Annotated in this window: 11 protein-coding genes; 6 read left to right on the top strand and 5 right to left on the bottom strand. The window is 56.5% G+C overall.

The genetic code is table 11. The annotated features are described in order from the left end of the window. Positions 1–6 precede the first annotated feature (6 nt). Positions 7–540: a tetratricopeptide repeat protein gene (locus ACA067_RS13290; RefSeq protein ID WP_497462180.1), complete on the bottom strand. Its 534-nt coding sequence runs from the start codon at positions 538–540 to the stop codon at positions 7–9. A 237-nt stretch (positions 541–777) separates the two neighbouring features. Here ACA067_RS13290 and ACA067_RS13295 point away from each other — a divergent pair, with 237 nt between their 5' ends. Then, entirely contained in the window at positions 778–1,551 is a 774-nt protein-coding gene (locus tag ACA067_RS13295; RefSeq protein ID WP_497462181.1) for a class I SAM-dependent methyltransferase, read from the top strand. A 133-nt stretch (positions 1,552–1,684) separates the two neighbouring features. Here the strand turns inward: ACA067_RS13295 and ACA067_RS13300 are convergent, their stop codons facing one another. The 4 genes from ACA067_RS13300 to ACA067_RS13315 form a co-directional block, all read right to left on the bottom strand. After that, the gene (locus ACA067_RS13300) at positions 1,685–2,638 is read right to left on the bottom strand and encodes a D-2-hydroxyacid dehydrogenase family protein (protein ID WP_497462182.1); all 954 of its coding nucleotides are present in this window, start codon (positions 2,636–2,638) and stop codon (positions 1,685–1,687) included. Positions 2,639–2,651: 13 nt separating this feature from the next. After that, positions 2,652–3,677 (bottom strand): alpha/beta fold hydrolase, encoded by a 1,026-nt coding sequence (locus ACA067_RS13305; protein ID WP_497462183.1) that lies wholly within the window; start codon positions 3,675–3,677, stop codon positions 2,652–2,654. Positions 3,678–3,762: 85 nt separating this feature from the next. Next, positions 3,763–4,197, bottom strand: a complete 435-nt coding sequence (locus ACA067_RS13310) for a YqaA family protein (protein WP_497457003.1) — start codon at positions 4,195–4,197, stop codon at positions 3,763–3,765. Beyond that, entirely contained in the window at positions 4,197–4,643 is a 447-nt protein-coding gene (locus ACA067_RS13315; protein ID WP_497462184.1) for a DUF411 domain-containing protein, read from the bottom strand. The genes ACA067_RS13310 and ACA067_RS13315 overlap by 1 nt, the downstream gene beginning before the upstream one ends. Positions 4,644–5,010: 367 nt before the next feature. Here ACA067_RS13315 and ACA067_RS13320 point away from each other — a divergent pair, with 367 nt between their 5' ends. The 5 genes from ACA067_RS13320 to ACA067_RS13340 are packed head-to-tail and all read left to right on the top strand — an operon-like array spanning position 5,011 to position 11,610. Beyond that, on the top strand, positions 5,011–7,611 hold the full coding sequence (locus ACA067_RS13320) for a type VI secretion system Vgr family protein (RefSeq protein WP_497462185.1): 2,601 nt from the start codon (positions 5,011–5,013) through the stop codon (positions 7,609–7,611). Beyond that, positions 7,608–8,150, top strand: a complete 543-nt coding sequence (locus tag ACA067_RS13325; RefSeq protein WP_497462186.1) for a hypothetical protein — start codon at positions 7,608–7,610, stop codon at positions 8,148–8,150. The genes ACA067_RS13320 and ACA067_RS13325 overlap by 4 nt, the downstream gene beginning before the upstream one ends. Positions 8,151–8,201: 51 nt before the next feature. Then, complete coding sequence (locus ACA067_RS13330) at positions 8,202–9,641, top strand: hypothetical protein (RefSeq protein WP_497462187.1); 1,440 nt, start codon at positions 8,202–8,204, stop codon at positions 9,639–9,641. 12 nt (positions 9,642–9,653) lie between these two features. Next, complete coding sequence (locus ACA067_RS13335; protein WP_497462188.1) at positions 9,654–10,712, top strand: hypothetical protein; 1,059 nt, start codon at positions 9,654–9,656, stop codon at positions 10,710–10,712. Position 10,713: 1 nt separating this feature from the next. Next, positions 10,714–11,610 (top strand): hypothetical protein, encoded by an 897-nt coding sequence (locus ACA067_RS13340; RefSeq protein WP_497462189.1) that lies wholly within the window; start codon positions 10,714–10,716, stop codon positions 11,608–11,610. The last annotated feature ends 545 nt before the right edge of the window (positions 11,611–12,155 follow it).

Raw genomic sequence — 12,155 nt, forward strand, 5'->3', positions numbered from 1 at the left:
GGGGTGTCAGGTTTTCGATGAGTCGTTGATGGCTGCGGCCAGATCCTGGTACTCCTCGCAGGTGCTGCCACAGATCGATTTGATCTGCTGCAACTGCTCCTGCGCCAGGTCCAGCCGCCCCGTGATCACATAGGCCTCGCCCAGGTACTCACGCACTTGCGCGTACTGCGGGTCGAGTTTTACCGCTTGCAGGTAATACCCGATGCCTTCGTCGGTGCGCCCCAGTTTACGCGTGGCGTAACCGCGATAGTTCAAGGCCTTGGCGGTATTCGGCTGTTGCAGCGTGTCGAGCAGCGCGAGGGTTTCTTCGTAGCGACCGTCCTTGGCCAGGCGATAGGCGTAATCGGTACGGTCGGCGTCCGGGACCAGGCTGCTGTTTTGCATCAGGCATTTCTGCTGCTTGCTGTCCCAGACCTGACCTTTGGGGCAGTTGGGTTTTTTGACAGGTTCCTCTTCATCACCCTCGGCGAATGCAAGTGAACCGGACAGCGCGAAGGCCAGCAGCAGCGGGGTAGTGAAAGCAGCAAGACGGATGTTCATTGGCGATGCTCCACAGGTTTTTTCGTTTCAGTTCGAACCGGGTAAAGGTTGGGACATCAAACAGGCCGACATAGTTGAATAGTTCTGCTCGCGCCCGGCGAAGCAATCTTCATGGATGATGGGAGGTGAACACCACAGCATGAACAATTATTCATTTTTTTCTGGCGGTCTTTTCAAGGAAAGCTCAAATCGAGGCGCTATGCTCGACAGCACTCGACGTCGATCCGGAGCACTGCCATGAGAGATCAGGTCCATCATTCGGCGGCTGCCGGCTATAAAACCGGTGCCGAGACCTACGTCCGCGGTCGGCCGGATTATCCGCCGCAAGTGGCCGATTGGCTGACGGGCACGCTCGGGTTGAACGCGGATAAGAGCGTGATCGACCTGGGCGCCGGCACCGGTAAGTTTACCGCGCGGTTGGTGGCGACCGGAGCGCAGGTGATTGCCATAGAGCCGGTGGCGCAGATGCTCGAGAAACTGTCCGCTGCCTTGCCTGAAGTGCTCGCCGTGAGTGGCACGGCCATGGATCTGCCGCTGCCGGATGCTTCGGTAGATGTAGTGGTCTGCGCCCAGGCCTTTCATTGGTTTGCCAACAGCGACGCATTGGACGAAATCGCCCGGGTCCTCAAGCCCGGCGGCAAGCTGGGGCTGGTGTGGAACTTGCGCGATACCCGCATGAGCTGGGTGCCGAAACTGGATGCGATCGTCAATGCGCTGGAGGGTGACACCCCGCGCTTCTACACCGGGGCCTGGCGCCGGGCGTTTCCCCATTCGGCGTTCGGGCCGCTGCAGGAGCAGCACTTCAGCCATGGGCATACAGGGCCGCCGGAGGATGTGATTTTCAACCGCGTGCGCTCCACCTGCTTCGTCGCGGCATTGCCGGCGCAGGAGCGGGCGAAGGTTGATGAGCAGATACGGGCGATGATTGCCAGGGAACCCGATCTGCGTGGCAAGGATGTAGTGACGGTGCCCTATGTCACGGTGGCATTCGTGGCGGTGAAGGTCGGTTAGCCCAACCCCTGTGGGAGCGAGCTTGCTCGCGATGGGGCCTACACATTCAACATCAATGTTGGCTGGAAGTCCGTCATCGCGAGCAAGCTCGCTCCCACACGTTTTGCGGCGTGCAGCGCTTGATTGTCTGGCGTTAGCCCAGCAACCGGATTGGCGCACCTGCTGCCCAGGCCTGAATATCCTCGATCATCTGCGAAAAGAACTGCTGATAGTTCTGCCGACTGACATACCCGACATGGGGCGTAGCCAGCACATTTTCCAACGTCCGGAACGGATGATGCGCGGGCAAAGGCTCCTGCTCGAACACGTCCAGCGCCGCGCCGGCCAGCCGTTGTTTTTGCAAGGCCTTGATCAACGCCGATTCATCGACGATCGGCCCGCGGGCGGTGTTGACCAGCAGCGCCGTAGGCTTCATCCAGTCCAGCGCCTGGGCGTCGACCATGCCCCGGCTGCGCTCGCTGAGCACCAGGTGCACCGACAGCACATCGGCCTGTTCGAACAGTTCCTGCTTGCTGACATAAGTCACGTCGACTTCCGCCGCACGCTCGGCGGTCAGGTTTTCGCTCCAGGCAATCACCCGCATGCCGAACACTTGGCCGAACCGGGCGACACGTTGCCCAATGCTGCCCAGGCCGAGAATCCCCAAAGTCTTGCCGTGCAGGTCGCCACCCAGGCTTTGTTGCCAGGCACCCGCGCGCAAGGCGTTGGCTTCCCCCACAAGGTTACGCGTGGCGGCCATGATCAGCGCCCAGGTCAATTCTGGCGCGGCGTGTTTGTAGCTGTCGGTGCCGCAAACCTGAATGCCCAGCGCGGCAGCGGCGTTCAGGTCCAGGGCGGCGTTGCGCATGCCGCCGGTGACCAGCAGTTTGAGTGTCGGCAACTGCCGCAACAGGTCCTCGTCGAACCGGGTGCGCTCGCGCATCACGCAAATCACCTCGAACTCACCCAGGCGCTGCGCCAGGGTTGCGTTGTCGGCAGGGTAATCATGAATAAAACTCACCTGGCCGATGGCGTCCAGCGCCGACCAGTCCACCACGTCCCGGGCGACATCCTGCCAGTCATCGATTACCGCAATCTGCACCGCCATCAGCCTTACCTCATCAACGAAGGGGGTCGGTTTTGCTTAGCCAGGCCAGCAACGCCTGGTGGAATTTCGCCGGTTCTTCCATCTGCGGCGCGTGGCCCATGCCGGGGAATTCGACCAGCGTCGACTGGGGAATCAGTTTCGCCACTTGTTTGCCGAGTACCTGGTAGTGACCGATTTTCGCCTTGACCTCGGGCGGCGCAAGGTCCTTGCCGATGGCCGTGGAGTCGGAAGTACCGATCAGCAGCAGCGTCGGCATCTTCAAGTCCTTGAACTCGTAGTACACCGGCTGGGTGAAGATCATGTCGTAGATCAACGCCGAATTCCACGCCACCTGAGTCTTGCCCGGACCTTTGCTCAGGCCCGCGAGCATATCCACCCAGCGGTCGAACTCGGGCTTCCAGCGGCCGTCGTAATAGGTGCTGCGCTCATAGTCGCGGATGCCTTGGGCGGTGACCTTCAGTTCGCGCTCATACCATTGATCCACCGTGCGATAGGGAACGCCGAGGGCCTTCCAGTCTTCCAGGCCGATGGGGTTGACCAGTGCCAGCTGATCGACCTGATCGGGATACAGCAGCGCATAGCGGGTGGCGAGCATGCCGCCGGTGGAATGCCCGAGCAACGTGGCCTTCTGGATGCCGAGGGCCTTTAGCAGTTGCTGGGTGTTGGTGGCCAGTTGCTGGAAGCTGTATTGGTAGTTGTCCGGCTTGCTGGACGTACAGAAACCGATCTGGTCCGGGGCGATGACCCGGTAACCGGCGTCGCTCAGGGCCTTGATCGAAGTGTCCCAGGTTGCGCCGCAGAAATTCTTGCCATGCAGCAACACGATGCTGCGTCCGTTGGCCTTGCCGTTGGCGGCGACGTCCATGTAACCCATTTGCAGGGTTTTACCTTGGGACTGAAAGTCGAAATGCTTGACGGTGTAGGGGTACTCGAACCCTTGCAGCTGCGGACCATATTCCGGGCCTTCGGCGTGAGCGATGACCGGCAGCGCGGCGGTCAACAGCAGGCTGGGCAGCCAGCGCGAGCGTGTCTGGGGCATGGGTAAACTCCATAGGAAATCCGCCGATGCTGGATCGGCATGATTAGGGCGACATTAAACACAGGCAATCGCGGCGAAAGATCGTTCAACCCATCCAGCCCAGAGTGGCGAGGGCCAGTACACCATAGCGGGCGCCCTTGGCCAGGGTCACGATCAGCAGGAATCGCCCCAGCGGCTCGCGCATCACACCGGCCACCAAGGTCAGCGGATCACCGATGACCGGCACCCAACTTAGCAGCAAGGACCAGTGACCGTAGCGCTGATAATTGATTCGGGCTTTTTCCAGATGGCGAGGACTGACCGGAAACCAGCGCCGATCGCGGAAGCGTTCGATGCCACGGCCCAGCCACCAGTTGACCAACGACCCCAGGACATTGCCCAGCGTGGCCACGGCCAGCAACAGCCAGAGCCAATACCGGTCGCTGAGCAGCAACCCCACCAGCAGCGCTTCGGACTGCAGCGGCAGCAGGGTCGCGGCACCGAACGCGGCGAAAAACAGCCCGATATACGCACCGGACATCAATGGGCAGGGTAGTCCGCCACTACCACGTCAGTGCCATCCTTTTTCAGGCCGATCACCTGATAGGCATCGCTCATGCCGTCCATTTCCATGCCGGGCGAACCCATGGGCATGCCGGGGGCGGCGACACCCAGCAGATCGTTGCGCTTGCTCAAGGCCAGTACCTGATCGGCAGGCACATGGCCTTCAACGAATTTGCCGTTGATCAGGCCGGTGTGGCACGACGACAGACGCGGCGGCACGCCGTGCTGTTGCTTGAATTCGCTCATGTTGGTTTCGACGCGATCGTCGACCTTGAAGCCGTTGGCTTCCAGATGGCTGATCCATTTTTTGCAGCAGCCGCAGTTGGCGTCGCGGTGGACCTCGATCGGGATCAGGTCGGCGGCCTGGGCCAGGGAGGAGATGAACAGGGCGCTCAGGGCGGCCAGACGCAGATGGGTTCGCATGGGGGTCTCGTTTCGGGTTACGACCAGAAAAGATTCATTCTGACCGTTTTTTCCGCCAATTAGGTATGAGAGTGTTTCAAAAAATACCGCAGACGCTGTATTCCCTATTGACGCTTTGAGTAAAAAAGGTGGGGAGAGATCACTTCCTACTAATGGTTCTCTAGGTTGCGTGTGGGGAGTGCGCTCGAAAAGGGAGGTGTGGCGAGTAGGAAGATTCGCTGCATTTTTGTATCGACGTTTCCTACGCACCCATCAGAAGCGTCCTATTTCCAACTAAGTCAACTTCACCAAAGCTTCCAACCCCCAGGACCAGGGTGGAAGCAAAGCCCTTCCTGATCGTCAATATTCAGACCAGGAAGGCCTGACCATGCCCAGCCCAACACCCATCTTCTTCGACCACAGCCGGCACAAGCTGCGCGTCCATAACTTCGACGCGACCCTCGACGTCCTGACCTTCCACGGCGAAGAACAACTGAGCCAGCCGTTCCACTACGTCGTCGAATTCACCTGCACCGAACAGGACATCGCCGCCGACCAACTGCTCAACCGCGAGGCCCAGTTCAGCCTCCACCCCGTGCCACGCCAGCTCACCTTCCTGACCCGGGACCTCAAGGTCAAACCGCTGCGCACCTTCAACGGCGTGATCACCGGCTTCAAGCGCCTGTCCGGTTCCGTCGACGAAGCCCGCTACGAAATCACCCTGCAACCGCGCCTGGCACTGCTCGCCCGCGGCCAGCAGTTCCGCCTCTACCAACACCAGTCGGTGCCGGAAATCGTCGAACACATCCTGCGCAGCCGCCACGACTTCCGGGGCGAGGATTTTTACTTCAAGCTCACGCGGGACTACCCCAAACGCCTGCAAGTCATGCAATACGGCGAAAGCGACCTGGCCTTCATCGCCCGGCTGCTGGCCGACGTCGGCATCTGGTACCGCTTCACCAGCGACGAACGCCTGCACATCGACGTCGTCGAATTCCGTGACGATCAGCTGCATTACCAATCCGGCATCGAGCTGCCTTACTACCCACCCGCCGGACTGAGCAGCAGCGAGCAGGACGGCGTCTGGGCCTTGCAAACCCACCACCAGGTGGTGGAACGCCAGGTCAACATCCGCACCTACCAGCACCGTGACGCCCGCGCCCACCTGGACGGCGAGATCGACCACACCCGCGGCGCGACCACCACCTACGGCGAGGCCTACCACTACGCCGAACCCTACACCGCCCTCGGCGACCGCTACCAATTCTACGAAGACCTGCCGCCAGAAACCGGCTACTTCTACGCCCGCCTGCAACACGAACGCTACCTCAACGATCAGACCCGCCTCAGCGGCACCAGCAGCAGCGCGAGCCTGGCCCCCGGCCAGAAGCTGATGATCTCCGGCGGCGCGCCCCAGGCCTTCGCCCCCGGCACGGTGATCACCCACCTGAGCACCCGCGCCGCCCGCGATGCCAGCTTCGAAGCCCGGTTCCAGGCCATCCCCTATTCGGAAAGCGTGTGCTTCCGCCCGCCACTGCTGGCCAAACCGCAGATCGCCGGCACCGTCCCGGCCCGGGTCAGCAACCCGCAAAAACACGACCCCTACGCCGAGATCGACGTCGAAGGGCGCTACCGCGTGCACTTCCTGTTCGACCGCGACACCTGGAAACCCGGCCAGGAAAGCATGTGGCTGCGCCTGGCCCGACCCTACGCCGGCGACACCCATGGCCTGCATTTGCCGCTGATCGCCGGCACCGAAGTGGCGGTGGCCTTCGAACAGGGCGACCCGGATCGCCCCTACATCGCCCATGCCCTGCACGACAGCCAGCACCCGGACCACGTGACCCTGCGCGCGCGCAATTACAAACGCAACGTGCTGCGCACGCCGGCCAACAACAAGCTGCGGATGGAGGACACGCGCGGCGAGGAGCACGTCAAGCTCAGTACTGAGCACAGTGGCAAGAGCCAGCTCAACCTCGGGCATTTGGTCGATGCCGAGCAGCAGAAGCGTGGCGAAGGGTTTGAACTGCGCACCGATGGTTGGGGGGCGATTCGGGCGGGGAAGGGGTTGTTTATCAGTGCCGATGAACAGCCGAAAGCGCAGGGCGAAACGCTCGACATGAGTGAAGCCCTGGCGCAATTGGAAGAGGCATTGCAACGTGTGCAAGGGTTGGCGCGTAACGCCGTAGTGGCTGGGGGACTGCAGGCGGATGAGGCTGTGCCCAAGCACCTGAAAGCCACGTTGGGGCAATTGAAAGAAGCCGGTTTGCTCGTCTCGGCTCCCGCCGGCGTGGCGCTGGTAACGCCAGAGCATTTGCAGTTGGCGGCTGGTCAGACCCTTAGCGCAGTGAGCAACAACACTGACTTTAGTGTGCTCAAGCGTTTTACGGTGACGGCAGGTCAAGCCATTGGACTGTTCGCACAAAAGCTCGGGTTGAAGTTAATTGCCAACCAGGGCGCTGTATCGATCCAGGCACAGAACGACCGCCTTGAACTGTTGGCCAGGCAAGGTATCGACATCAGCAGCACCGAGGACGAAATTCGCATCACTGCGAAAAAGAAAATCACCCTCAACGTCGGCAGCAACTACATCGCCATCGATCCCTACCGCATCGAAATTGGCTCACCGGGTGAAGTCGAAATCAAGTCTCCGCACTTCGATTACATCCAGTCGGCGGGCAGATTGAAAACTGCACTCTCACCATTGGCCGACCCGCTGGCCGACATGCCCAACAGGCTGCTGTTGAACTTCTACGATGCTGCGGCCAAGCCCGTTGCAGACGTGCCTTATACCCTGACGTTTGACAATGGCCTGGTGCTGCAAGGGAAGCTCGACGAGCGAGGTCATGCTCTGCACAGCCCGGTTCCGGATAAGCCGGCGTGTGTGCAGTACCAGCTTCCTGAGCCTGAGCCGGATCAGCCTTGGCCTTCCTATGACTTGTTACTACAGCATTCGATTGATGAACCCGCCCACACGGAAAAAATATGAATTTCACAGCTTTTTTATTAACTGGGTTCAATTGGATGGTTTGGGGTTGTGCCCATGCAACATCATTTGGTCGTATGGAATCCGCCACTATTGCTTCGATTGATAGTAGGCCAGCTATTTGTTTGCCAACTGATGCAGGGAAAACGTTTTCGGTCGGTTGGATATCATTGTCGCAAAGTTATGTGCGAAATGCCGGCGCTTGGGGGGTTGCACTTAAATCGGATGCCAAACCATTAGAGCTGCAACCGGGTGAATGTATTGTCTTTGGCGTCGTGCCAGAGGGTTACGAGCTGGACGACTATAAAGTAAAGACTTATCCATTGAGGCTTGAAGTGAATAGTACATACGTATTTAGTTTGGTTAACGCTTCCCGACCAAGAGATCGCTATACAGCTGTTTTTTGTATCAGTAACGCCATAAATGGAACTCTGGAGTACTTTCAATATATTCCTCTGGCAGACGGTGGGGAACTCGTTCCCTCTTGCGATGGCAGGCGCAATGGAAATGCTTCAAGCCCCGGCAACGCCGCGCCGGAATAGTTGCATACACCTTCTATTGGTATTTTTCTTGTCGTTGAACATGGAACTCGCATGAATCAGGAACTGCAAAACGCCTTGGCGTTCTACGAGCCTGCTCCACAGGACGCTTACTCAGGCGTCGAAGGGAAATGTCTCTGGCTGTGGGAAGTGTTACAGGGGGATTTTCATGAAAATCCGAGTACGGCACAAACTGTCACTGGAACGTTGATTTTCATGATTCCCCTCGTGGATCAGATCGGCGATGTGCGTGATTTGGTTGCCAATTGCCGAAAGATCAACAAGGACACCGACGATACCTGGGCCTGGGTCGCATTGGTTCTGACGCTTATCGGTTTGTTTCCGACTTTGGGGTCATTGGTTAAAGGGTGTTTCAAGGTTTTAATATTTCAGGTGCGTAGGGATATCTTTAAAGCGACAGCGACTATGTCGAGAATAGAAACGCCAGTGATTGATAAGGCTGTGTCGTTTCTGAAGCTCTATTTGAACGATCCAAAAGTTAGGAAGCTTTTGGCCAGGATGAAAATTCATAATCCCTTTCTGTATTTGGCTGGAAAACTGGATGACGTGAAGAATAGTCTTGCAGTTAAGGGGTTGCTGGAAAAATTCGATGAACTTATGCAGATGACGCGTCAGCTTTTCGATTCAGTTACCAGGTTTGGTCCGGAAGTATTACGTGTTCGAGTAGAGCGATTGTGGTCAGTTTTAGTGGGCGTCAGGAATAAGGCTGATGAAGGAATGGCAAAGGCCCTGCGGCCAGCGCAGGACTGTCTGGACCAGATCATCAACCGCCTGCGGGTGGAAGGAGACAACGCTTATCGTGCTCGGTTGGGAAATAATAACCATGTGTTAGGAAATCGCGAGAATGCCGAGCTGGAGTTGATCCAACAGAAAAAACCGGATTGGGTGGATAAAGTTAAAAATTCGAGTTATCCCGCCTTGAAAAAGCTTCCATCAAGCGCATTGAAAAGTATTGCTGAGGGCTGGCCAGATATTAGCGCAACTTCCAAAGGCCCAATGAAAAATAAGTTCAGTACTTTCGATGATTCTATGCGCGCGACTGAAGTATTACCCGGCGAGCGTCTATATCGGGTCGTGGAGCCCGGCGCGAAATCCTTCGACAATGGCGGCTTTTGGATGCGCGAGGCTGAATTTCAAAGACTTACTTCGAAAAGCGAATGGCGACGTAATTTTGCGGTCTGGAAAAGCTGGAATGAAAACGGCGAGTACTTGGTTTACACCGTACCGCCGGGGCAACCCCTAAAAGTTTGGGAGGGGCGTGCGGCCACACAAAAATTTGAATCAATGGATACTTATAAATTGGAGGGAGGGCGGGAACAGATTTTAATAGATCCAAATAACCTCAAGCCGGGCTTTACAAGTCCTCGAAAGAGCACCGGTTGGGGCTATGACGACGGTACCGGCAACCCCGGCTTAGACCCGCTTAAACCCTACTTGGGCCTGCCCGATTTGACCCACAACTGGTACGAATAAAAGGACTTGAACATGGCCGTACTTCACCCTCTTGAATGCTACTTGTTGGAAAGATTCAGTTCAGCTGAGCACATCGCCGCCACTCGTGATGCGGTGATCGAATTAATAGACGCGCATGAGGATGCTTATGCAAGGCTCCAGCGTGAATCTGATCCGCGACAGCGCAGCAAGCCTGTATGGCAGCAGGGCGATGTGATTTGGGGGACGCGAGTATTGCCCAACATACGCCCCGCTCGAGAGCGTTACATCAAGGCCTATATTTTGCGCTGCCATAGCGATCCGCAGACATTCCAAGGCGTTGGTAACACTTTAATCAACTGGAATCGGGGTATTGATGAGTTCTGGGATGGCTGGATGACTGAAGAAGAGCGACGGCGCATTTCGCTAGCAAGAGATCGTGCTAGCGAACTCGATAGATGGCTAGGTACGACTGCTGGGGGGGAGTGGGATGAAGGTGATTTGACCTATAACGGACAAGACAGAGTCTATCGACTTGCTGAATTGCCTCAGCGTATTCCGCGCTATGTGCTGGATTCAAGCGTGCGGATAGAAAAGAACGAACGCCCCAAGCAGATGGGTATTTATCTGCCGGATGTAGATTTTGCAGCCGCACACTTACTGTATCCCACCGAGTGGGTCGAGGGAGGCGAGAAAGTTCGGCGTGGCGTAAGACGTAGTACTTGGGTCATACCTGATACTGGTAAGCCTGACTACGACTGGACAGAGAGTGAACTGGTCGAAACTGGTTGGACACTGATCCGGCGTGTAGAAGAAGAATTCATTGAAGTACCGGAACGAGGCTTCTTCCCTAAGGGTGAACCGGACGAGCTGTACACCTGGCCCGAGCGCGAAGCGCAGTTCATCAGACGGGATGGTGTCTTTATCACGGCTCTGTCGGGAGAGCCCGCAAGCCACACCGGCAAATGGTCGATCTTCGGCCGCAAGGGCTTTGAATACCTCGACCTGCAAAACGGCCAGCGCCTGCCGCACAAGGACGAGCAGTCGGTGAAGTGGACCTTGATCGCACGGGCTGATGGTGGGTCTTGTACCGAACCTAAGGGGAAGTCTTGAAATGGCCGTTTTGCATCCGCTTGAATGCTATCTGCTGGAAAGCTTCAGTTCCCCCGAGCACTTCGCTGTTACTCGCGATGCGATTATCGAGTGGATTGACGCCCACGAGGCAGCTTTTGCACGCTTGCAAGCGATTCTCGATCCGCACGAGCGTAGCAAACCGCAATGGCAACAAGGCGATATAGTCTGGGGTCACCGTCTTTTGCCAGAAACCCGTATTAAGCGGGATAACTATATCAACGCTTATATCCACCGCGTGAATAATGATCCATCGGCGTTCAGCACCAGTGGCACCATAAATTTTAATGACCAATGTTTCAGTGAATTCAGGAATCGCTGGATGCTTGAGGAGGAAAGACAGCGTATTTCGGCAACGCGAGAATGGGCTTCAAATTTGGATGGGCGATTAGCGAAAACGTCCGGAGGAAACTGGAATGAAGGTGATTTAACCTATAACGGACAAGACAGAATCTATCGACTCAATGAACTGCCTCAACGTATTCCCCGCTATGAGCTGGATCCCAGCGTACGTATAGAGAGTGATGAACGTCCCAAACAAATGGGAGTTTATCTACCGGACGTAGATTTTGCAGCTGCGCAATGGCTGTATCCCACAGAGAGATTTAAGGGTGGCAAGAAAGTTCGGCGTGGGCTCATACGTAGGACATGGTTTGCTACCGATGCTGATAAACGCGATTTCGATTGGCGCGAGCGTGAGTTGGTTGAAACCGGTTGGACGCTGATCCGCCGGGTGGACGGCGAATTCATCGAGGTCCCGGAACGAGGCTTCTTTCCCAAAGGTGAACCGGACGAACTGTATACCTGGCCTGAGCGCGAAGCGCAGTTCATCGTTCCAGGAACTCACTGTCAGGGAAGCGAACCTCATCTCAGGGAATGATGATGGATCGTATATTGAGCTATGGGCAGGTATTAGTAATTAAAATGAGAAAGATTATCCATGGATCTATCGTTTTTCTTCTCTGGATTGCCAGGCTTTTAGGTAGGGTTGCGTACTTTATCTTGCTCGCGTTATGGCATATTTTTTTGGTTGTGGCGAAATGTTCGATCGCAGCAGTGTGCTTGGGTGTTTACAGTATCGTGCGAAAAACAGGATTTATTTTTTCAGTAAAAGAAAGGCGCAGTCTTATTAGGGTGTTGCGTCACGTGCCGTTGAGGAGGACTTGGCGAGAGATAAAGTTGGCAGAGCGTGTGTCTAACAGGCCTTTCGCAATCAATCTCCATGAAACATCTCCATATTGTTTTATTGGTATGAAACCAACTGAAGTAAGCACGATATTACAAGTTGTTGATTATGAGGAGTGGGGCGGAGATCGTGGTGAAAGATATATAACGTGGAGGCGGGCGGGGTTGGAGGTTCAATGTAGCTTTTATAGTGAGATTTGTGCTTATTGCAGTTTTTATATGCGGAGCGAGCAGGGTGGC

The sequence above is a fragment of the Pseudomonas sp. LBUM1674 genome (assembly GCF_059695635.1).